The sequence below is a fragment of the Xanthomonas sp. NCPPB 3200 genome, from assembly GCF_056393585.1.
In genome coordinates this window covers 1,378,131-1,399,012 of sequence record NZ_CM150785.1, presented here as the reverse complement: position 1 = coordinate 1,399,012, position 20,882 = coordinate 1,378,131, and the positions used below count along the sequence as shown (strand labels likewise).

General features: G+C 66.0%; 20 protein-coding genes. 13 read left to right on the top strand and 7 right to left on the bottom strand.

Annotated features, from left to right (window positions below; translation table 11 throughout):
• Nucleotides 1-3 precede the first annotated feature (3 nt).
• The 3 genes from AC06DU_RS06030 to AC06DU_RS06020 all read left to right on the top strand — a co-directional run bounded on the left by AC06DU_RS06030 (nucleotide 4) and on the right by AC06DU_RS06020 (nucleotide 1,435).
• Nucleotides 4-288: a hypothetical protein gene (locus AC06DU_RS06030; RefSeq protein ID WP_184615358.1), complete on the top strand. Its 285-nt coding sequence runs from the start codon at nucleotides 4-6 to the stop codon at nucleotides 286-288.
• Nucleotides 285-464 carry a type II toxin-antitoxin system antitoxin gene (locus tag AC06DU_RS06025; protein WP_024939461.1) on the top strand — a complete coding sequence of 60 codons (180 nt, stop codon included), beginning with the start codon at nucleotides 285-287 and terminating at the stop codon, nucleotides 462-464. Before AC06DU_RS06030 ends, AC06DU_RS06025 begins: the two co-directional genes overlap by 4 nt.
• Nucleotides 465-637: 173 nt before the next feature.
• A complete protein-coding gene (locus tag AC06DU_RS06020) occupies nucleotides 638-1,435 on the top strand; it encodes a M15 family metallopeptidase (RefSeq protein ID WP_184615360.1) in 798 nt (265 codons plus the stop codon).
• 37 nt (nucleotides 1,436-1,472) lie between these two features.
• Here the strand turns inward: AC06DU_RS06020 and AC06DU_RS06015 are convergent, their stop codons facing one another.
• The 5 genes from AC06DU_RS06015 to AC06DU_RS05995 all read right to left on the bottom strand — a co-directional run bounded on the left by AC06DU_RS06015 (nucleotide 1,473) and on the right by AC06DU_RS05995 (nucleotide 6,009).
• Nucleotides 1,473-2,147 carry a DNA-3-methyladenine glycosylase family protein gene (locus AC06DU_RS06015; RefSeq protein ID WP_154831633.1) on the bottom strand — a complete coding sequence of 225 codons (675 nt, stop codon included), beginning with the start codon at nucleotides 2,145-2,147 and terminating at the stop codon, nucleotides 1,473-1,475.
• Nucleotides 2,148-2,149: 2 nt separating this feature from the next.
• Nucleotides 2,150-2,521, bottom strand: a complete 372-nt coding sequence (locus tag AC06DU_RS06010; protein WP_039815377.1) for a DUF423 domain-containing protein — start codon at nucleotides 2,519-2,521, stop codon at nucleotides 2,150-2,152.
• 95 nt (nucleotides 2,522-2,616) lie between these two features.
• The gene (locus tag AC06DU_RS06005; RefSeq protein ID WP_184615362.1) at nucleotides 2,617-3,798 is read right to left on the bottom strand and encodes a polyketide cyclase; all 1,182 of its coding nucleotides are present in this window, start codon (nucleotides 3,796-3,798) and stop codon (nucleotides 2,617-2,619) included.
• Between the two features lie 373 nt (nucleotides 3,799-4,171).
• Nucleotides 4,172-4,813 (bottom strand): response regulator, encoded by a 642-nt coding sequence (locus tag AC06DU_RS06000; RefSeq protein WP_016901693.1) that lies wholly within the window; start codon nucleotides 4,811-4,813, stop codon nucleotides 4,172-4,174.
• Nucleotides 4,813-6,009 (bottom strand): sensor histidine kinase, encoded by a 1,197-nt coding sequence (locus AC06DU_RS05995; protein ID WP_016901692.1) that lies wholly within the window; start codon nucleotides 6,007-6,009, stop codon nucleotides 4,813-4,815. The genes AC06DU_RS06000 and AC06DU_RS05995 overlap by 1 nt, the downstream gene beginning before the upstream one ends.
• Before the next feature lie 226 nt (nucleotides 6,010-6,235).
• Here AC06DU_RS05995 and AC06DU_RS05990 point away from each other — a divergent pair, with 226 nt between their 5' ends.
• The 5 genes from AC06DU_RS05990 (at nucleotide 6,236) to AC06DU_RS05970 (ending at nucleotide 9,250) form a co-directional block, all read left to right on the top strand.
• Complete coding sequence (locus AC06DU_RS05990) at nucleotides 6,236-6,835, top strand: GNAT family N-acetyltransferase (protein ID WP_024939465.1); 600 nt, start codon at nucleotides 6,236-6,238, stop codon at nucleotides 6,833-6,835.
• A 3-nt stretch (nucleotides 6,836-6,838) separates the two neighbouring features.
• A complete protein-coding gene (gene minC, locus AC06DU_RS05985; protein ID WP_016901690.1) occupies nucleotides 6,839-7,585 on the top strand; it encodes a septum site-determining protein MinC in 747 nt (248 codons plus the stop codon).
• A 35-nt stretch (nucleotides 7,586-7,620) separates the two neighbouring features.
• Entirely contained in the window at nucleotides 7,621-8,430 is an 810-nt protein-coding gene (gene minD / locus AC06DU_RS05980) for a septum site-determining protein MinD (protein ID WP_016901689.1), read from the top strand.
• A gap of 2 nt (nucleotides 8,431-8,432) precedes the next feature.
• Complete coding sequence (minE, locus tag AC06DU_RS05975) at nucleotides 8,433-8,690, top strand: cell division topological specificity factor MinE (protein ID WP_005994583.1); 258 nt, start codon at nucleotides 8,433-8,435, stop codon at nucleotides 8,688-8,690.
• A gap of 68 nt (nucleotides 8,691-8,758) precedes the next feature.
• Nucleotides 8,759-9,250, top strand: a complete 492-nt coding sequence (locus AC06DU_RS05970) for a hypothetical protein (RefSeq protein WP_054590972.1) — start codon at nucleotides 8,759-8,761, stop codon at nucleotides 9,248-9,250.
• Between the two features lie 177 nt (nucleotides 9,251-9,427).
• On the opposite strand, the gene AC06DU_RS05965 is transcribed toward AC06DU_RS05970, so the two are convergent.
• Nucleotides 9,428-10,723, bottom strand: coding sequence for a sensor histidine kinase (locus AC06DU_RS05965; protein ID WP_054590900.1), 1,296 nt, complete (start codon nucleotides 10,721-10,723; stop codon nucleotides 9,428-9,430).
• Complete coding sequence (locus tag AC06DU_RS05960; protein WP_016901685.1) at nucleotides 10,716-11,432, bottom strand: response regulator transcription factor; 717 nt, start codon at nucleotides 11,430-11,432, stop codon at nucleotides 10,716-10,718. Before AC06DU_RS05960 ends, AC06DU_RS05965 begins: the two co-directional genes overlap by 8 nt.
• Nucleotides 11,433-11,568: 136 nt before the next feature.
• Here AC06DU_RS05960 and AC06DU_RS05955 point away from each other — a divergent pair, with 136 nt between their 5' ends.
• From AC06DU_RS05955 to AC06DU_RS05935, 5 genes are all read left to right on the top strand, one after another.
• Complete coding sequence (locus AC06DU_RS05955) at nucleotides 11,569-13,302, top strand: ArnT family glycosyltransferase (protein ID WP_478203798.1); 1,734 nt, start codon at nucleotides 11,569-11,571, stop codon at nucleotides 13,300-13,302.
• Between the two features lie 100 nt (nucleotides 13,303-13,402).
• Complete coding sequence (locus AC06DU_RS05950; protein ID WP_104594180.1) at nucleotides 13,403-14,167, top strand: phosphatase PAP2 family protein; 765 nt, start codon at nucleotides 13,403-13,405, stop codon at nucleotides 14,165-14,167.
• Nucleotides 14,164-15,819 (top strand): phosphoethanolamine transferase, encoded by a 1,656-nt coding sequence (locus AC06DU_RS05945; protein WP_478203797.1) that lies wholly within the window; start codon nucleotides 14,164-14,166, stop codon nucleotides 15,817-15,819. The genes AC06DU_RS05950 and AC06DU_RS05945 overlap by 4 nt, the downstream gene beginning before the upstream one ends.
• A 928-nt stretch (nucleotides 15,820-16,747) precedes the next feature.
• A complete protein-coding gene (locus tag AC06DU_RS05940; protein ID WP_478203795.1) occupies nucleotides 16,748-18,766 on the top strand; it encodes a M2 family metallopeptidase in 2,019 nt (672 codons plus the stop codon).
• Between the two features lie 129 nt (nucleotides 18,767-18,895).
• Nucleotides 18,896-20,830 carry an XVIPCD domain-containing protein gene (locus tag AC06DU_RS05935; protein WP_478203793.1) on the top strand — a complete coding sequence of 645 codons (1,935 nt, stop codon included), beginning with the start codon at nucleotides 18,896-18,898 and terminating at the stop codon, nucleotides 20,828-20,830.
• Nucleotides 20,831-20,882 lie beyond the last annotated feature (52 nt).

Genomic DNA, 20,882 nt, shown 5'->3' with positions numbered 1-20,882 from the left:
GCAATGAATGTCATGGTGCCGTTGGTCGTCGCGCTTTCCGGCTTGCCTGCATTGGCAATCGCCGCCTCCATCGGTGCGGACGACGACGACCGCGCGCGCGGCCTGGGGCTGCGCTGGGCCCTGATCAGCCTGGTCATCCTGATCGGTGCTGCCTGCCTGTACTGGGCCGGCGACAACCGCGCCGGCATCTATGCGGTGGTGATCGGCATGCTCGTCGGTGTGAATGCGTTGATCGTGTCGATGGTGATGCACCTGCGCCGCCACAGCGGCCGCCAGGAGCGCGAGTGAGCGAGAAGAAGGCCTACCCGCTGCGCATCAACGCCGACGTGCTGGCCGCCGCGCAGCGCTGGGCCGACGACGAACTGCGCAGCCTCAACGCGCAGATCGAATACGTGCTGCGCGATGCGCTACGCAAGGCCGGGCGCCTGCCGAAGCCGCAGGGCGACAAGGACGCCGATGCTTGAAAGTAAGCCCGGTTGAGAACAAGCACAGGCGTGAGTGATCGTCAGAACGGATCAGCTTCCGCTCGCATGCATCCGCCCCGCCGCCGCTCAGCGGAGCATCTTTATCGCTGCAGGCAAGCGTTCGCGCCGCTCCGGACTGGCAGCCCTCACGTGGCACCCGCTAAGCTGCGGCGATGCGCAACTCCCCACGCTTTCTGCTCAACACCTCCGACATCGAACTGTGGCCGGCAGACCTGCTGCGTGCGCGCGGCAATGCGGATGCACGCGTGCTGGCGCAGGCCGACTGGCTGCTGCGGCGCAAGCGCGACGGACGCTACCTGGCCGCGCATCTGCCGCAGGGCGTGATGCCGTTGATCCCGCGACTGGCGTACGAGCCGGGGCTGGACGAGGCACTGGCGCTGCTGGAACTGCCAGGCGGGCGTGCATCGGACCGGACGAACACGCTGTTGCCGGTCAGCGGCGTGCAGCAGCGGCTGGCGCAACTGGAAATCGACGTGGAGGCGTATCCACGGCAGACCGGGCTGAGCCTGGTGGCCGAACCTGCTGCCCTGCACTTTGCCGGACGCGATCGTTTTGCACGGCCGTTGTGGCTCAGCGCCGGCGCAAGCCGTGCATGGCGGCAGATGCAGGCCGACGCTGCACGCGCTGGCGTGCTGCTGGATGCGTTGTCCGGGTATCGCAGCCACGATTACCAACTGGCGATCTTCGAACGCAAGCTGGCGCGCGGCCTGACGGTGCCGCAAATCCTGGCGGTCAACACCGCGCCCGGCTTCAGCGAACACCACAGCGGCGATGCACTGGATATCGGCACGCCCGGCGAGCCGCCGGTGGAAGAATCCTTCGAGACCACGCCGGCCTTCGCGTGGCTGCGCGACAACGCGGATCGCTTTGGCTACCGGCTGAGTTATCCGCGCGACAATCCCTACGGCATCATCTACGAGCCCTGGCATTGGCGTTGGTCGGCGGCGTAATGCGCGCGGCAAGCCGCACGCACCGCACTGCAACGCCCTACTCCTGCGAGCGCGGCGTCGGCACTTTGGCTGCCACGCTGAAGTCGGCGATCTTCCATAGATAAAACGCGGCGTAGCTGCGGTACGGGGCCCAGCGTTCGCCGCGGATGGCCAGTTCCTTCGGCGTGGGCATCTGTTCCTGCCTGTCCACGCGCTGGGCGCCCTTGCGCACGCCCAGGTCATCGACGGGCAGCAGATCCGGGCGCCCCAGGCGGAACATCAGCATCATCTCCACCGTCCAGCGGCCGATGCCGCGCACCGGGATCAGCGCCTGCACGATCGCTTCCTCGTCCATGAAGGCGAGCCTGCGCAGGGAGGGAATCTCGCCATCGCGCTCGCGGCGCGCCAGATCGCGCAGCGCCAGCGACTTGTTGCCGGACACGCCACACGCACGCAGTGCCGCGTCGTCGATGCGACCGAGCGTGTCTGCATGCAGGCGCGGCGCACCGATGGCCGCCTCCACCCGCGCCACGATCGTCGATGCGGCCTTGCCGCTGAGTTGCTGGAACAGGATCGCGCGCGCCAACGCGTCCACCGGATCGAACGGCTTGCGCCAACCCGGCTGCGCGGCGATCGGGCCGATGCGCTTCATCCACGCGCCCAGCGCGCGATCGCGCCGGGTCAGGTGCGCGAAGGCGGCCTCCACATCGAATCCGCGGGCATGGCGCGGCATGCTCAGCGCCTCAACGCGCCGATCGCCAGCACCGCCCAGCCCAGCATCAGGCTGACGCCGCCCACCGGTGCAAGGCTGGTGGGCCAGTGCAGCAGCGCGCCGCCGACCAGGCTGCCGGCAAACAGCAGCGTGCCGAGCAACAGCAGATACAGGCCGAGCCGGCCAAGCGCGCGCGTTTCGGTGGCGCCGAGTACCGTCAGCACGGCACCGTGGCCAAAGGCATACAGCGCTGCCAGTTGCAGCCGCGATTGCACCAGCGCATCGGCTACCCCGTGCGAGGCATAGGCCGACAGGCCCACCGCGCTGGCGGCCAGCAAGGCGCCGCAAAACGCCAGCAGCGACGGATGTTTCTTGCGACGTTCGAGCAGTGACATAAAGGCGATTCCATTGCAGCGCCGTGGCGCAAAAAAAAACGCGCCGCAGGACTGCGGCGCGTTTTCGTCTGGATCAGATCATCGTGGTGAGACGATTACTTGATGGCCCAGTAGACGTCGTAGGTACCGTCCTGCGTAAACGACTTGTCCACGCCGCCCTTCCACGACTCGTACGGACGCTCGGTCACGTCGTTGCCGTTGGTGGCAGCCCAGGCACGCAGGGAGCTACGCACTGCGTCCAGGCCGGCCATGTGGCCTGCGTAGGTCGCAAACGCGGAACGGTGTGCCTTGGTGCGCTCGTACTTGACCGGTGCTTCCGACGGGATGTTGACCTTCAACTCCTCGCCCGCTGCAGCAACCGGGGTTGCATCCACAGGTGCGGCAGCCGCGGCGTCATCCTTCTTGGCATCGGCCTTGGCGGTGTCGGCCTTGGCATCGGTCTTCGGCGCGCCACCGGCACGCTTGCGGACCGGCTGCACCACGTCGAACGCGTACTTGTCGGTGGCAAAGTCGGTGGTCACGATGCGGACCGGACCAGCAGCCTCAAGGCCGTTGGCGTCCATCACGCGCTTGATCCACTCCTGGTTGTCCTTGATCGACTTCTTGATCGTCTCGTTGTCACGATCGATGTTGCCCGCGTTGACGACCAGCAGGTCCTCGGCCGGCACATCGACGAGCTTGAGATCGCTCAACACCGGCTTGCCGTCGAGCTGGGCGCGGTAGTCGAAATTCGGCACGGTGGCCAGCGCGGTCGCCAGACGCGACAGACCCAGCTTCAGGTCGTCGCCCACGTGGCGGCTGACATACAGGCCGGCATAACGACCGAACAGGTTCCAGCCGTACTTGACGCTGTAGTCCTGGGTGATCTTGACGTTCTTGTTGTTCTTGCCGGTTGGCGCAAGGGTGAAGTTGGTGACTTTGTCGTAGCCCTTGGTGGGATCGTCGATCGAAATCTCAACACGCTCGTTCTTGACGCTGTTGGTGATCTCCCAGCTGCCGTCGCCGATGTAGCCTTCGGTGGAGCTGTATTCGACGCGTGCACCCTTGCCCTCGTTCGGGCCGACCAGCTTCAGCTGGATCTTCGGGTCACGCAGCACAAGCGGGTTCCAATCCTTGAAACGACGGAAGCTGTTCACGGTGTCGTAAACAATCGTCATCCTGCGGTTGGTCTCAACACTCTCGGACATCTGCCGCTCCGAGGGCAACACCAAGCCCACCACGACAAACAAGCCAGCCACGATCCCCAAGGCGATCAGGAACTCGATAATACGGGTCATTCAGGAGGTCTCCGGGGCCGATCCCACGGCCGGGTTGAGTGAAGCGAAGCCGCCATCCTAGCAGGCTTCGAGAAAGATGTTCAGTTGTGCGACGGGTAGCGCGGTCTTGCGGTGTCATCCACCGCGCAACCGCGCAGTCCATGACTGCGCAATCCCAACCTGCACAAGGGTTTGGGCAGATTGCGCGCAGCTATCATGCACATCGCGCGATGCCTGTGTGTGATGCGATTGCCGCCGGCGCGGTTTTCGTTCCTCCGGCAGCACGCATGATCGGCGTGGAAACGACCAGACCACCCCGCCACGCGCGTTGCCACATGCGCGGCGAAGCGCGCGCAGCGCCGCGCGCCGGCAGCTGCACCCCCTGCGCTGCCGATCAGACCAATTGCAGCTCGAAGGCCTTCAGCACCGCGCGGGTGCGGTCGCGCACGCCGAGCTTGGACAGGATGTTGGAGACGTGATTCTTGATGGTGCCCTCGGCCACGCCCAGCGAGTTGGCGATCTCCTTGTTGGAGAAGCCGCTGGCCATCAGCCGCAGGATCTCGGTCTCGCGGTCGGTCAGCGGATCGGGCCGGTCCAGGCTGACGAACTCGTTGCGCATGTGCTCCAGGCCCGACAGCAGGCGCTGGGTCACCGCCGGCTGCACCAGCGAGCCGCCGTCGGCCACGGTGCGGATCGCGCCGACCAGTTGTTCCAGCGAGACGTCCTTGAGCAGGTAGCCCTTGGCGCCGGCCTTGAGCCCGGCCAGCACCAGCTGGTCGTCGTCGAAGGTGGTCAGGATGATGGTCGGCGGCAGCGTGCCGTTGCGCGAGAGCATCTGCAGCGCCTCCAGGCCGGACATCACCGGCATGCGCATGTCCATCAGCACCACATCGGGCTGGACCTGCGGGATCTGCTCAACCGCCTGCTTGCCGTCCGAGGCCTCGGCCACCACCTCGATGCCGTTATCCAGCGCCAGCAGCGAGCGGATGCCCTGGCGTACCAGGGTTTGGTCGTCGACCAGGCACACACGGATCATCAGAACACTCCTTGAGTCACGGCCGCAGGCATCAGTGCCGGCGCGCCTGGGACGGAGATGCGCAGGCCGAAGCCGTCACCCCGCCGGGTTTGAATCTCGAGCTGGCCACCATACTGGTTCAGCCGCTCGCGCATGCCGCGCAGCCCGTTGCCGGGCGCCACCGTGTCGGCGCCATGGCCATCGTCGCGCGCGTCGATCAACACGGTGTCGGCATCGCGCCGCACCTGGATCCACAGGTTGCGCGCACCGGCATGGCGCACCGCATTGGTGATGATTTCCTGGGTACAGCGCAGCAGCACGTGGGCGCGCTCGGGGTCGTCCAGGGTCAGCGGCTGGGCGATGTCCAGGTGGATGTCCAGCGACGGCACCTGGGTCACCAGCGGGCGCAGGGCCGCTTCCAGGTCGATCGCGCCGCTGTCGCGCAGGTGGCTGACCGCTTCGCGCACGTCGGTGAGCAGCAGCTTGGCCAGCGTATGCGCCTGGCGCACGTGCTCCTGGGCCTGGCCGTCGGTGATGTGGCCGGCCACTTCCAGGTTCAGGCTCAGCGCGGTGAGGTGGTGGCCGAGCAGGTCGTGCAGCTCGCGCGAGATGCGGGTGCGCTCGTTGACGCGGGCGCTTTCGGCCAGCAGCGCGCGGGTGGCGCGCAGCTCGGCATTGAGCCGGCGCTGTTCTTCGCGGGCATCGGTCTGCTGGCGCGCGACCAGGCTGGTCACGAAGATGAACATCGAAAAGCCGCCGTACAGCAGCGACTGCATCAGCGCGGCGAACAGGGTGAAGTCCGGGCGCAGGTAATAGAACACCGGCAGCACCGCCAGCTGGCTGAGCACCAGCCAGGCCACGCCGATGCGCAGCGGCAGCAACCAGGGGATCACCCCCGCCGCCACCATCATCAGAATGCTGCCCAGCCCGGTCCCGCTGAGATAGCTGACCGCCAGCGCGAAGATGGTCAGCAGCAGCAGGATCAGCCGGTCGTACCAATGCGCATGGCCGCCGCTGCTCAGGCCGCGGGTCAGCCAGAAGTAGCTGGCGCCGAAGCCGACGAAGAACGCCGACATCAGCAGGCCTTCGGCCACGCTGCGGTGGTCGCCCTCTTCTGCGGCTGGCCAGTAGGTGTACACCAAGGGCATGGCGATCATCGCCCAGGTGAACAGGCCGGCGAAGCGCAGGACGCGCGTATGACTGAGGTATCCCAACATGCAGGCATCTTAGGCGCTCGCCGGGCGGCTGCCCTCTTGCCGGAAGTCATGCATGCGTGTGGCATGGCGCGCCGGGCCTGGCAGCAGGAGCTGCCGGCATTGGCATGCTGCAGTCGGTTCTCATGCCTGGCTGGCAGCACACGGCGGGTCGCCGCTTCAGGCCACGCATGCAATAATCCGACGCAGATCCGATTTCGGGTCGAGAGCGTTACCCCACGGAGTCCCAATGTCGATCGTTATCCGCGACGTGCGCGAGCACGAGCTCGATTCCGTCCTGGCCCTGAACAACAATGCCGGACTGGCAATCCTGCCGCTGGATTCAACCAAGCTGCAACGTTTCTACGAGCAGGCCGAATATTTCCGCGTCGCCGAGCGCGACGGCAACCTGGCCGGGTTCCTGGTCGGGTTCGGCAGCGGCAGTGCGCATGACAGCAGCAATTTCGCCTGGTTCCGGGACCGTTACCCGGAATTCTTCTATATCGACCGCATCGTGGTCGCCAGCCGCCGTCGCGGCGGTGGCGTCGGGCGTGCGTTCTATGCCGATGTGCAGAGCTACACCGAGTTGCGCTACCCGCAACTGGCCTGCGAGGTGTTCCTGGACCATGGCGCCGATGCGGCGCTGCTGTTCCATGGCAGCTTCGGCTTCCGCGAGGTCGGCCAGAACACCATGGCCGATGTCGAGGTGCGCGCCAGCATGCTGATGAAAGACATGTGCAGCTATCCGTGGGTCAAGGAGACCTATGCCGGCAAGTTGCCCGACCACCTGCCGTGGGTCGGCCGGCCGCGTCATGCCGCCGCCACCGACAACCCGTCGACGGGGAGCTGAGGCGTGGCGAGCGTGAATGTGGATTTTGAACAGGCCGGCGAACTGAAGATCGGCCAGGTGGGCATTGCCAACCTGCGCGTGCGCACGCTGGACGTGCCGCGCCTGGTGCGCGAGATGCGCGAGCGCGTGACCCGCGCGCCGAAGTTGTTCGGACGCGCGGCGGTGATCCTGGATTTCGGCGGCTTGTCGCAGGTACCGGACCTGGCCACGGCCAAGGCGCTGCTGGACGGACTGCGCGATGCCGGCGTGTTGCCGGTGGCGCTGGCCTACGGCACCAGCGAGATCGACCTGCTCTCGCAACAGCTCGGCGTACCGCTGCTGGCCAAGTTCCGCGCGCAATACGAGCCGACCGCGGTGAGCCCGCCGCCACCCCCGCCACCACCGGCGCGTGCCGAACCCGCAGCGCCAGCGGCGCGGCCGGCGCCTGGGCGCATGCAACGCAACGCGGTGCGCTCGGGCCAGCAGCTGTATGCGGAGAACTGCGACCTGACTGTGCTCAGTACGGTCGGTGCCGGGGCGGAGGTCATCGCCGACGGCAGCATCCATATCTACGGTACCCTGCGTGGCCGCGCGTTGGCCGGCGCCCAGGGCAACCCTGACGCGCGCATCTTCTGCCGCGACTTCCACGCCGAACTGGTTGCCATCGCTGGCCACTACAAGGTGCTGGACGATGTTCCCATGGACCTGCGTGGCAAGGCCGTCCAGGTCTGGCTGGAGCAGGATCAGATCAAGATCGCTGCGCTGGACTGACGCAGCCCAACCACAGAAATATTCGGAGAAATCCTTTGGCTGAAATCATCGTAGTCACCTCCGGCAAGGGCGGCGTTGGCAAGACCACCACCAGCGCGAGCCTGGCCTGCGGGCTGGCACGGCGCGGCAAGAAGGTCGCCGTCATCGACTTCGACGTCGGTCTGCGCAACCTGGACCTGATCATGGGCTGCGAGCGGCGCGTGGTGTACGACTTCGTCAACGTCGTGCATGGCGAAGCCACGCTCAAGCAGTCGCTGATCAAGGACAAGCGCTTCGACAACCTGTACGTGCTGGCTGCCTCGCAGACCCGCGACAAGGACGCGCTGACCCAGGAAGGCGTGGAGAAGGTGCTCAAGGACCTGGCCGCCGACGGCTTCGACTACATCGTCTGCGATTCGCCGGCCGGCATCGAGAAAGGCGCGTTCCTGGCGATGTATTTCGCCGACCGCGCGGTGGTGGTGGTCAATCCGGAAGTTTCCTCGGTCCGCGACTCGGACCGCATCATCGGCCTGCTCGATTCCAAGACCCGCAAGGCCGAGCAAGGCCAGACCGTGCCGGCCTTCCTGCTGCTGACCCGCTACAGCCCGGGCCGCGTGGAAGGCGGCGAGATGCTCAGCATCACCGACGTGGAAGAAGTGCTGGGGCTGAAGGCCATCGGCGTGATTCCCGAATCCGGCGATGTGCTCAACGCCTCCAACAAGGGCGAGCCGGTGATCCTGGATGCCGAGTCCCCGGCCGGCCAGGCCTACGACGACGCGGTCGCCCGCATCATGGGCGAAGAGCGCCCGATGCGATTCATATCCGTGGAGAAGAAAGGCTTCTTCAGCAAGCTGTTCGGAGGGTAAGCATGGGCCTGCTCGATTTTCTCAAGAGCAAGAAGAACACCGCCGAGACGGCCAAGAACCGCCTGCAGATCATCATTGCGCAAGAGCGCAACCACCGCGGCGGGCCGGATTACCTGCCGCTGCTGCAGCGCGAATTGCTGGAAGTGATCAAGAAGTACGTCAACATCGACGCCGATGCGGTGCGGGTTGATCTGGTCAAGGATGGCGAGCATGACGTGCTCGATATTTCGGTTGCCTTGCCCGAAGACGGCGACAAGTAAGCGCCCCTGCGGCACCGTGTTTGCACGGTGCCGCCTTGACGGCCCGAACCGACCGCGAGCCTTTGCGTGTGACCATCGATTCCTCTCCCAGCCCCGAGCCAGCCAGCGTGTTGTGCGTGGGCGATATCGGCCTGGACGCGCCGGCCGCGCTGCTCGCCCGCTATGGCCTGCACCTGCATCGCGTGGAAGCCGGCGCGCCGATCCCTGGCAGTTTCTGGGGCGAACCGGAAGCCGGCATCATCGGCTGCGATGTCTATGTGCGTGACGACACGCCGGTGCATTCGCTGTTGCACGAGGCCGGGCACCTGATCGTCCTGCCGGCCGACAAACGCGCGGCTGTGCATACCGACGCCACCGATTCGGTGGATGAGGAAGACGCCACCTGTTATCTGCAGATCCTGCTGGCCGAGCAATTGCCGGGCGTGGGCAGCGCGCGCCTGATGACCGACATGGACACCTGGGGCTACACCTACCGGCTGGGATCCACGCGCGCCTGGTTCGAGCAGGACGCAGAAAATGCGCGCAGCTGGTTGAGCGCGCGCGGTTTGCTGCCGGCCTGAGTGCCCGCGCCGTGGTCGAGGGGCGTTACGCTGGATGCGGCTCTCGAGATCAGTCGATGCGTCCACTCAACGCAGTGGCTGCCACGCCGTAGTAAACAGCCGTCGGGCGCTGGCAGATGCCACACACGTGGCGTGTGCGCGACCACGTGCGATGTCACCGCCTGCGTGACTGCCCCATCATCCCTTCGCTGTCGCGGCCAATGCCCCGGACAGGTCCAGCGTCGCCACCGTGCCCTGCCCGGCATTAGAATCCAGGTTCAGATGCCAGCCCAGATGCTCGCAGAGCCGTCCGATCAGTTCCAGTCCGATGCCGTTGCCCTGGCGTGCGTTGCCGCGCGCCAGGCGCGCGTAGATTGCGCTGATCTCCTCCGGCGTCATGCCGTGGCCCGGGTCGGCAATGCGCACCACACCTGGTGCCGATAGCGAGACGCGGATGATGCCGCGGTCGCTGTTCTCGATCGCGTTGCGCAACAGATTGCCGATAGCGGTCTGCACGATCGCCACCGGTGCGGTGAGGCTGCATGGCGGAAGCGGGTCGGTGAGTACCTGCAGGTCCTTGTCGGCGAGCAGATGCGCGTGGTCGGCGACGATCTCCGGCAGCAACTGGTCCAGACGCAGCGTATCGCTGCTGCGCGTCAGCCGGCCGGGGTCCTTGGCCAGCACCAGCAACAAGGTAATCAACTGCTCCACCGCGGCGCTGGTCTGGGCGATGCGCTCCAGCTGGTGGCGCACCGCCGGCGGTGTGCCGGCTTGTTCCAGCGCCAGTTCGGCAGCATTGCCGATCACCGCCAGCGGGGTGCGCAACTCATGGCTGGCACTGTCGATGAAGGCGCGTTCGCGTTCGACGAACTGGCCGTTGCGATCGAGATAGTCGTTGAGCGCGTCGGCAATCACGTACAGCTCGGCGCTGCCCTGCGGGCCAACAGCAATGCGTTGTGCACGCCGCTCCGGACGCAGCGCGCCGATGTCGCGCGCCAGCTCCACCAGCGGGCGCACCAGCCGCGCCATCGCATAAGTGCCCATCAGCAAGGTGATGCCGATCAGCGCGACGCCTGCCGCCAGCATCCAGCGGGTGATGAACTGCTCCAGCGCCTCGAAGTCGGTGATATCCAGCACCAGCGCCAGGCGCCCGGCATGCGGCGTGTCGCGCACCATCACCGCGCTCTGGCGGCCGGCGATTTCCAGCTCGTCGTGCAGGCCGGGATGCAGCGTGCGCAACACCGGCGGCACTGCCGCGCCGCCGTCGACGCGATACAGCCGCAGGGTGTCCGAGTCCTGCCAGCGGTAATCCGGATTCTGCGCACTGCGGTCCAGGATGCTGTCCAGCTCCGAATTCAACAACGAGCGCCACACGCCGTGTTCTGCGCGCTCGTGCAGATACTGCGCGGTGCCGAACACCGCCAGCACCATCAACAGCGTGTAGCCGAACAACCACACCAGCACGCGGCGGCCCAACGGGCGCTGCCTAAGCATCGCTGCACTCGCCCGCGGCCGGATCGCCGGCACCTTCCAGCGGCGCCAGGCGATAGCCCAGCCGCGGCAGGGTGTGGATCAGTTTCTGCGCGAACGGGCCGTCCACGCTGCGGCGCAACTCGTAGATATGCGAGCGCAGCATGTCGCCATCGGGCGGATCGTCGCCCCATAGCGATTGCTCCAGCCGCTGCCGGGTGACCGCGGCGGGGCTGGCCTGCATCAGCACTTCCAGCAGCTTGCGGCAGGCCGGATACAGGTGCAGCACCTGGCCGGCGCGGGTGGCTTCGAGGGTGGACAGGTCCAGACGCAGATCGGCCACCTGCAGCAACTTGCCGCGTCGGCGTCCATGCGCACGCGCAAGCAGGGCCTCGATGCGGACCTCCAGTTCCGGCAGCGCGAACGGCTTGGTCAGATAGTCGTCGGCACCGGCCCGGAAGCCGGCGATCTTGTCGGGCAACTCGTCGCGGGCGGTGAGCATGATCACCGGCAGCTCGGACTGGTGCTGCTCGCGCAGGCGGCGCAGCACTTCCGGGCCGTCCATGCGCGGCATCATCCAGTCCAGCACCAGCACGTCGTACTGCTGGGTGGTGGCCAGATGCAGGCCGGTGATGCCGTCGGGCGCTGCGTCAAGGGTGTGCCCGCGCGCTTCGAAATAGTCGAACAGGTTGGCAACCATGTTGCGGTTGTCTTCGATGACCAGCAGCCGCATGAGCGCGTTTCCAGGGCGGCCCGGCAGGGACGATGTGCGCATCCTAACCGAGCCTGGCCGAACACAGCCGCTCTGGATGGCTCCGACAAAATTCCGACCTGCTTGCCGGATAGTGTGGCGCCCCACCGATCGGGGCGTGCGCGTGTCGCCTGCCATCTCCGCCGCCACTTCCCGCCAGCGCGCACTGCTCGCCGCCGTGTTGCTGATCGTCGTCAGCCTGCTGGCCGGGCTGGGCCTGCGCCAGCCCAACCCGCCGGACGAGCCGCGCTTTGTGCTGGCCGCACGCGGCATGGTCGCGACCGGTCAGTGGCTATTGCCGCACCGGGGCAGCGAGCTGTATGCCGAAAAACCGCCGGTCTTCATGTGGTTGCAGGCAGCCAGCTACGAGCTGGTGCCGCACTGGTCGGTCGCGTTCCTGCTGCCGTCGCTGCTGGCTGCGCTCGCCACGTTATGGCTGACCTGGGACATTGCGCGGCGGTTGTGGAACCGACGCGTGGCGCGGCATGCGGTACTGGCGTTGTTTGCGGTGCTGCAGTTCGGCCTGATGGCCAAGCGTGCGCAGATCGACATGGTGCTGGTGGCGCTGACCACGCTGTCGTTGTGGGGGATGCTGCGGCATCTGCTGCGCGGGCCGGACTGGCGCGCATGGACGCTGGGATTGTTCGCCGCCGGCGTGGGTACGGTGACCAAGGGCGTGGGCTTTCTGCCCTTGCTGCTGTTGCTGCCGTGGATGGCGCTGCCGCGCAGGCACTGGCGCGTGCTGCCGGCACGCGCACAGGCCGGGCGCAGCTGGTTGCTGGTGCTGCCCGCGTTCCTGGCGGGGACCGCGGTGTGGCTTGGTCCGCTGGGCATCGCGTTGTGGCAGAGCAACGACCCGGCGCTGCATGCCTACGCGCACGAGTTGTTGTTCAAGCAGACCGGTACCCGTTATGCGCACGCCTGGCATCACCTCAAGCCGGCCTGGTACTACCTGCAGGTGATCGCCACGCTGTGGTTGCCCGGCTGCCTGCTGTTGCCCTGGCTGCTGCCGGCCTGGTGGCGGCGGCTGCGACGCGGCGACCCGCGCTATCTGTTGCTGCTTGCCTGGAGCATGTTGGTGCTGGTGTTTTTCAGCGCCAGCCCGGGCAAGCGCGAGGTCTACATCTTTCCGATGCTGCCGGCCCTGTGCATCGCCGCCGCACCGCTTCTGGCCGGGCTGCTGCGCAAACGTGGCGTCCGCGTATTGCTGACCGGCTACCTGCTGCTGCTTGCGCTGGCCGCTCTTGCATTGGGCAGCGGTATCGCACTGCATCTGCACTGGGCGGAAAACACCGCCCTGCAGCGCGGGATGGAGTTGGCCTCGCTGCGGTCGATGGCTCTGTGGTTGATCGGCCTGGGTGTGGTCGGCCTGGCGGCAATTGCATGGTCGCGTGGCAAGCGCACCGGCACCGCGGTGGTGGTGGTGACCGCCGCGCTGTGGAGCGTGTATGGCCTGGGCTTGATGCCGGCACTGGACCCGTACAGTTCTGCCGCCCGCTTGATGCAGCGCGTGGGACAGCGCATCGGCCCGGAGGCCGAGCTCGGCATGCTGGCCTGGCGCGAGCAGAACATGCTGCAGGCGGATCGACCGGTCACCGACTTCGGCTTCAAGGCGAGTTGGCAGCAACAGTGGGCCAAGGCAGGTCCATGGCTTGCACACGCACCTGAGCGCCGTTGGCTGTTCGTCCTCAAGCAGGCGGTACCGGCGTGCATCGATCCGGCGCAACGGATCGATATTGGCGAGTCCAACCGCAATCAATGGCAGTTGGTGCCGGGCACGGCCTGGCATGCCGGTTGCGTTGCAACCGCCTCCGACACCAACACCGGCGGTGGCGACAGCGAAACAGACTGAACGCCGGATAGCGCGTTAACCGCCGGACAACTCCGGTCCGACCGCTTTCCGACATGCCGCTTTCGAAGATGCCGGGCATAGACCACCGGCCGATGCTTCGATGACCACGCTTCCCGTATACGCACCTGCCCTGGCGCGCACAGCCACTGTTGCGCAAACCCGCTTTCTCGTTCGGCATCTATGGCTGCCGCTGGCAGGCGTGCTGGTGCTCAGCGCGTTGTTGATGGGCGCCGGCGGCGACCAGTGGGTTGCCGATGCGCTGTATCGGCTGGAAGGTGGGCAGTGGCTGCTCAAGGACCACTGGTTCACCAGTGGCGTGATTCACCGTGTCGGCAAATGGTTGAGCACCGCTGGCGCTGTCAGCGTGCTGGTGCTGGCGCTGGTTGCTTGGTGCCGGCCGCGCCTGCGTGTGCTGCGCTGGCCGCTGACGTATCTGGCTGCATCGATCGCACTGTCGACCTCGCTGGTGTCCTTGCTCAAGTCGTGGACGGCGATGGATTGCCCGTGGGATCTGAGCCGTTACGGCGGCACCCAGCAGATGATCGGGCTATTCGAATCGCGCCACGGCATTGCTGCGTCCGGCTGTTTTCCTGCAGGCCATGCCAGCGCCGGTTATGCGTGGGTGGCGCTGTATTTCTGTGCGCTGGCACTACGTCCCGCGTGGCGTGTTCCTGCATTGTGGCTGGGCATCGCGGCAGGGTTGTTGTTCGGGATTGCACAGCAATTACGCGGCGCGCATTTTCTGTCGCACGACCTGTGGTCGCTGGCGGTGTGTTGGGGAACTGCACTTGCACTGTACTGCGTGATGCTGGCTCGACCGCATCGCGCCAATGTTGTGGTGTTGCAATCGGGGGATGCAGCATGAGTACCTATCTACCGCAATCGCGTGGGTTCAAGCGCCTGCGCGCACTGAGCTGGACGACGCGACCGACGGTCTCGACCGAAACCTTGGTGTTGTTGTCGAGTCTGTTCTTCGCACTGGTGTGCAACCAGCTGTTCTGGCACACGGCCATGGCCACGCATCCGGGCAGTCTCGGGTTTGCCATCTCGTTGATGGCCTTGCTGGTGGCCGTGCATGCGTTATTGCTGGGCCTGCTGGTGTGGCGCTGGAACGCCAAACCGCTATTGACGCTGCTGCTGTTCACCACCGCGCTGGCTGCGCATTACATGGACAGCTACAACGTCTACCTGGATGCGGACATGCTGCGCAACGTGCTGCATACCGACCACAAGGAATCGCGCGAACTGCTCACGCCCGGCTTGATCCTGCCGCTGCTGTGCTACTTCCTGATTCCGGCCACGCTGTTGTGGCGCACGCGCCTGCAGGCACGCGGCATCGGCAGATCACTGGCAATCCGTGCCGGCTTCTTGCTGGTGGTGGCAGTGGGCGGCGCGGCCGGCGCGATGCTGTCGTCACAGGACGTCTCGGCGTTGATGCGCAATCACCGCGAGGTGCGTTACCTGGCCACGCCGATCAACTACATCGTGGCACTGCGGCAGAACCTCAAATCCGATTCGCCGATCAAGCATGCGCCCAAGCAACCGGTCGAACACGATGCCATGGCCACACCACGTGCACCGGGTAGCCGTCCGCGCCTGCTGCTGCTGGTGCTGGGCGAAACCGCACGTGCACAGAACTGGGGCCTCAACGGCTATGCGCGCCAGACCACGCCCGAGCTGGCCCAGGCCGGAGTGATCAATTTCCCCGACATGCATTCCTGCGGCACCAGCACCGAGGTCTCGGTGCCGTGCATGTTCTCGCCGTTCGGCCGCCGCGATTACAACGAGGACACGATCCGCGGCCACCAGTCGCTGCTGCATGTGCTCGAACATGCCGGCATTTCCACGCTGTGGCGCGACAACCAGTCCGGCTGCAAGGGCGTCTGCGATGGCCTGGACATCCAGAAGCTGGACGATGCCACCACGCCAGGGCTGTGCGCCGATGGCCGCTGCATGGACGAGATCCTGCTGAGCGACCTGGCTGCGCAAGTGCGCGCAAAGCCCGGCGACCGCGTGCTGGTGCTGCATCAACTCGGCAGCCACGGGCCGAGTTACTTCGAGCGCTACCCGGCACAGTTCGAGCGCTTCAAACCGGTGTGCAAGACCGCCGACCTGGGCAGTTGCAGCCGCCAGGACATCGTCAACGCCTACGACAATTCCATCACCTATACCGATCACTTCCTCAACCAGGCCATCCACACGCTGCGCGGGCTGCAGGACTACGACACCGCGATGATCTACCTCTCCGATCACGGCGAATCGCTGGGTGAAAAAGGCCTCTACCTGCATGGCGTGCCCTACGCGATCGCGCCCAAGGAACAGACCCACGTGCCGATGGTGATGTGGTTCTCGCCGGAGTTCGCACGTGACCGCGGCCTGGACGAAACCTGCCTGCGCCACCGTGCCGGCCAGTACACCGATCAGGACGCGCTGTTTCCGTCGGTGCTCGGGTTGATGCAGGTCAAGACCAGCGCCTATGCACGCGAGCGCGATCTGTTCGCGCAATGCACGGGATAAATGCGGCTGGATTTCTTCAAGCATGGCTTATCGAAGGCACGGTGCCCTAGCCGCTCGCGCGACACGCCGTGAATCCTCCCGTGGAGGTTCCTTGGCGGCATCCATGCCGGCAAGGACACCGCGCCAGTAAGTTGGTCGGCTTCTTTCTTGAAGACTTGCTGCGCGGCTTGCGATGGAAAGATTTTCGGACGCACGACGCTCCGAACAACGCGCATCAGGCACTGCTCTTACCGTGCACACCGACTATCTCGACGGGTCCTTGCCCGCCCACCGTCGCGGGACCTTACGCGGCATGGATGCCGCATAAGCGCCTACACGGACGTACTTGCGGCGTGTCCTGCAAGGGTGGGCGGACAAGGGCCCCGCAGCCAAGCGGCAGATCAGCCGCTCCGCAGCTGATGCATCGGCGTCGCCCAATCCTTTGGAGCAAAACACCAAAAGCAAGCTCGTGAAAAGCTGCTTGTCGCGCGTGTATCGGACGTCGAGTATCGGACAACGCGCATGACGCACTGCTCTTACCGTGCACACCGACCATCTCCACTGGTCCTTGCCCGCCTACCGTCGCGGGACCTTACGCGGCATGGATGCCGCGTAAGAGCCTACACGGACGTACTTGCGGCGTGTCCCGCGATGGTGGGCGGGCGAGGGCCTTGCAGCCAAGCGGCAGATCATCCGCTCTGCAACTGATCCGCCTGCACCGCTCCATCAACCCAATGCCACCGGTCCCCCAGTCTTGAAGCAACTGGCAGTACATGGCGGGCAAACAGGTAACGGCCGTGCCCGCCTGCGATGAGCACGCCAATGTGGCACTTGCTCTGACGAGCACAGATGAATTTGTAGCCCACCCAAGTCGCGTACACCGTGACAGCGCTTGCGGTGAACCCCGACGCGCTCTAGCCTGCGTCGGACTTCACCGCAAGGACCACCCGTGAATCCTCGTTTGTTGTGGCTGGCACTGGCCGTGGCCGCCGGCACCGTGTCGTTGTCGGCCTGCCGTCAGGACGCGGCGGCACCCGCCAAGCCCGCTGCCGCCAAAGCCGCGCCGGAGGAAAGCGCCGACCAGTTCGTCGCGCGTATCGGCGCCGAGTACAAGGCCGCTTACCCGGAACTCACCGCCGCGCAGTGGTTGTCTTCGACCTACATCAACGGTGACTCGCAACTGCTGGCCGCCAAGGCCAACGAACGCTCGCTGGCGCAACTGGACCGCTGGATCGAACAATCCAAGCAGTATGCAGGCACCCCGATGTCGGCCGACAGCGCGCGTGCATTGCAACTGCTGAAATTGATGAGCGCCCTGCCCGCCCCACGCGACCCGGCCAAGCTGGCAGAGCTCACCCGGATCGCCGCCAAGATGGAAGGCGATTATGGTGCGGCCAGTTATTGCGTGGGCGATGGCGAACAACGCCGCTGCCGCCAGCTTGGCGAGCTGGAACAGGTGCTGGCCAGCAGCCGTGATTACGCCGAACAGCTGGATGCCTGGCAGGGCTGGCATGGCACTGCAGTCCCGATGCGCAAGGACTACCAGCGCTTTGTCGAGCTCGCCAACGAGGGCGCGCGCGGGCTGGGCTTTGCCGATGTCGGCGTGCTGTGGCGCAGCGGTTACGACATGCCGCCAGCGCAACTGGCCAGCGAGACCGACCGTCTCTGGGACCAGGTCAAGCCGCTATACGCACAACTGCAGTGCTATGCGCGCGGCAAGCTCGATACGCAGTACGGCAAGGACAAGGGCGAGCTCGCCGGCGGCATGTTGCCGGCGCATCTGATGGGCAATATGTGGCAGCAGGACTGGAGCAATCTGTGGGACCTGCTGCAGCCGTACCCGGGTGCCGGCGACCTGGACATCACCGCTGCGCTGGAAAAACAGTACCAGGGCAACCTGAGTGCGGTGCTGGCGCGCACCACCGGCACGGAGGGCGGCAGTGGCGCGCGCTTCCAGGCCGAGCGCGAAGCGCAGCTGCGCACCGCAAAACAGATGACCGAACGTGCGCAGGATTTCTACACCTCGCTCGGCATGCCCAAGCTCCCCGACACCTATTGGCAGCGTTCGCAGTTCATCAAACCGCTGGACCGCGACGTGGTCTGCCATGCCAGCGCATGGGACATGAACATGGGCGGCGAAGCGACGCAGAACATCGGTGCGGACGTGCGCACCAAGATGTGCATCAAGCCGACCGAAGAAGATTTCACCACCATCTATCACGAGCTTGGGCACATCTATTACGACCTGGCCTACAACCCGCTGCCGCCACTGTTCCAGAACGGCGCCAACGACGGTTTCCACGAAGCGATCGGCGACACCATCGTGCTGGCGATGACGCCCAAGTATCTGCAGTCGATCGGCATGGTGGGCGAACAGCAAACCAGCCGCGAGGCGCTGATCAATTCGCAGATGCGCATGGCGCTGAGCAAGGTTGCCTTCCTGCCGTTCGGGCTGATGATCGACCGCTGGCGCTGGGGCGTGTTCGACGGCTCGATCCCCCCCGAGCGTTACAACCAGGCCTGGTGGGAACTGAAAGCCAAGTACCAGGGCGTTGCACCGGCGAACCCACGCGGCGAAGAGTTCTTCGATGCCGGCGCCAAGTACCATGTGCCCGGCAACACGCCGTACACCCGGTATTTTCTTGCGCACATCCTGCAGTTCCAGTTCTACAAGGGCCTGTGCGAAGCCGCCGGCCATCAAGGCCCGTTGTACGAGTGCAGTTTCTACGGCAACAAGGACGCCGGGCAGAAGTTCTGGTCGATGCTGCAACGGGGTTCCAGCCAACCCTGGCAGACCACGCTGAAGGAACTTACCGGCAACGACCGCCTGGATGCCGGCCCGATGCTGGAATATTTCGCGCCGATGAACGAGTGGCTGAAGCAGCAGAACCAGGGAAAATTGTGCGGCTGGCAGGCGAACGCACCCGCGGCCACCAGCACGACGCCTGTGCCCGCCGCAACGCACTGACGCACGCGCTTCGCGCGGAATGCGGCGGCCCTCACCTGGCCGCCGCATAACGTTGATTTGATAAACGCACAAAACGCCGGCGATATACTGCGCGCCCGCTGCACCGGCGCAGCATGCAGGATGCATCCAGTGAACAACCCCTCCACCGGCCCGGACCCGCGCGACGCGGACCGCAACAAGCAGTTCATCGACGACGCAAACGACCGCGCATTCGACCCGATCTACAGCAGCAAGAGCAGCGACTACGCGCTGGAAGTGGGTGGCAGCAACATCGAGCTCAGCCCCGAAGATCAGACGGTCAAGTATTCCCATACCAGCGAGCAGAGCAGCGGCAGTCCGACGCAGCCGCTGGGCGAGAACAGCCTGCGCACCAGCCGCTCGCTCGGCCTGGGCAAGCTCAGCGACGCCGAGGCCAAGACCACCACCTTCAACCTCGAGGCCGATGCCAACACCGGCCAGCAGCAAAGCCTGCAGACCAAGCTCGGCGACAGCAAGCTGAGCATCGAGACCAGCACCAGTGCCGGGCAGCGCATGCGTTACGCACTGACGCTGCCCGGTGCAGACCAGCCTGCAGAAGCGGCCACACGCGTCAATCCGCTGCAGCCGGAGAGCCTGCCGATCGGCGCGCGCGCGGTGATGGACGCGCAGACCTACACCCAGCGCGACGCCTCGGCGAGTCTGCAACACCTCACCATGCAAAGCGAGATCACCGAAGCCAGCGGCCGCAGCTACCTGATCGAGCGCGTGGACGAGCGCCACGTGCGTGTGGTGACCGGGCCCAATGCAGCCATCGAGGCAGTGAACGCCGTTGGCGTCAAGGTGGGACCGGCGCAGGCCCTGCTCGGGCGCGCCGACGCCCTGGGCCAGTCGCGTGTGGAGAGCGCGCAATTCGACCTGGCCGATCCGCGTGCGCGTGCAGCCATGGGCGCGTTCATACGCGAGGGCAAGATGGCACCGGGTGTGCCCGGCGTCGATGAGCTACAGACGGTGGAGCGGATCAGTTTCAGCTCGCAGCAGCGTCTGCAGCTGGAATTGGGCCCGCTCAGCGCCGATGTGGCCGGCAACCGGAATCAGGGCAGCCAGGTGCGCATCAGCACACCGGGCCAGGACGGCTACACCGTGGTGCAGCAGCTGCAATACGGCGGCAACGTGCCGCTGACGATCGTGCGCCAGTACGACGGCAACGACACCGAACGCGTGCAGGAACGCAGCTACCGCTTCGAGATCGATGGTGATGTCGCCGCGCCGGGGCTGCTGCAACGCCTGGGCGGGCGCAACGAGGCCAGCGAGGAGAAGGCGATTGCACAGAATCTCAACAGCGCGCTGAGCGGCGACATGGCGGGCACCGGTGCGATTGCGGCAGGGCAGAAGACCACGCTGGCCTTCAGCGAGGCGCAGATGCAGGCGCTAATGCAGCAGACCCAGGCCAGCGTCGAAGCCGGCAGGATCGGCGGCAGCTCGCTGACGGCGCTGGTTGGCGACCGCAACGCCGCACCGCAGTCACCCGAACGCTTCGCGATCGCGATGGCGCGCAATGTGGGCGGCGAGCCGTATCCGTTCGTCGAGCGGCTGCAGCGCATCGCCGACGGCGCCGATGGGACATACGACGGCCGGTTGCAGCGCATCGATGCCGAGGCGCTTCCGCGCCAGGCGGCTGCGGAAACCGCGGCGGCGGATCCGCGCAATCCGGCCAGTCCGGACCATGCGCTGCTGAGCCAATGCACCGCAGCGGTGGAGCAGTTGGAGGCCGCGCGCGGCCGCGTACCCGATGCGGACAGCGAGCGCCTGGCAGCCGGCGCGCTGGTGGCCGCACGCGAGCACGGGCTGCAGCGCGTCGACCACGTGGTGCTCGGCCGCGACCCGGCACAGGGCTTCGTGGTCCAGGGAGCGCTGGATTCGCCGGCGCACCTGCGCGGACCCTTCGATGCCCAGGCCGCGCAGCAGACGCCGGTGGACCACAGCCTGCAGCGCGCGCAGGCAGTGGGCGCCGAGCAGGATCGCAACGCCGCAGCGCAGGAACAGGCGCAGCAGCAGGACGTCCAGCGACAGGCACCGGCGCGCTGATTCAGCGCGCTGGCTGATCCGCAGCCAAGCGCTGGCGCAGGTCAGCACCGAA

Excerpts from the sequence above, each read along its gene's own strand:
- AC06DU_RS05945 (WP_478203797.1), top strand. The coding sequence starts at position 14,164 with ATGAGTACCTATCTACCGCAATCGCGTGGGTTCAAGCGCCTGCGCGCA.
- AC06DU_RS06005 (WP_184615362.1), bottom strand. The coding sequence starts at position 3,798 with ATGACCCGTATTATCGAGTTCCTGATCGCCTTGGGGATCGTGGCTGGC.
- minE (WP_005994583.1), top strand. The coding sequence starts at position 8,433 with ATGGGCCTGCTCGATTTTCTCAAGAGCAAGAAGAACACCGCCGAGACG.
- AC06DU_RS05990 (WP_024939465.1), top strand. The coding sequence starts at position 6,236 with ATGTCGATCGTTATCCGCGACGTGCGCGAGCACGAGCTCGATTCCGTC.
- AC06DU_RS06030 (WP_184615358.1), top strand. The coding sequence starts at position 4 with ATGAATGTCATGGTGCCGTTGGTCGTCGCGCTTTCCGGCTTGCCTGCA.
- AC06DU_RS06010 (WP_039815377.1), bottom strand. The coding sequence starts at position 2,521 with ATGTCACTGCTCGAACGTCGCAAGAAACATCCGTCGCTGCTGGCGTTT.
- AC06DU_RS05965 (WP_054590900.1), bottom strand. The coding sequence starts at position 10,723 with ATGCTTAGGCAGCGCCCGTTGGGCCGCCGCGTGCTGGTGTGGTTGTTC.
- AC06DU_RS06015 (WP_154831633.1), bottom strand. The coding sequence starts at position 2,147 with ATGCCGCGCCATGCCCGCGGATTCGATGTGGAGGCCGCCTTCGCGCAC.
- AC06DU_RS06020 (WP_184615360.1), top strand. The coding sequence starts at position 638 with ATGCGCAACTCCCCACGCTTTCTGCTCAACACCTCCGACATCGAACTG.
- AC06DU_RS05960 (WP_016901685.1), bottom strand. The coding sequence starts at position 11,432 with ATGCGGCTGCTGGTCATCGAAGACAACCGCAACATGGTTGCCAACCTG.
- AC06DU_RS05950 (WP_104594180.1), top strand. The coding sequence starts at position 13,403 with ATGACCACGCTTCCCGTATACGCACCTGCCCTGGCGCGCACAGCCACT.
- AC06DU_RS06000 (WP_016901693.1), bottom strand. The coding sequence starts at position 4,813 with ATGATCCGTGTGTGCCTGGTCGACGACCAAACCCTGGTACGCCAGGGC.
- AC06DU_RS05995 (WP_016901692.1), bottom strand. The coding sequence starts at position 6,009 with ATGTTGGGATACCTCAGTCATACGCGCGTCCTGCGCTTCGCCGGCCTG.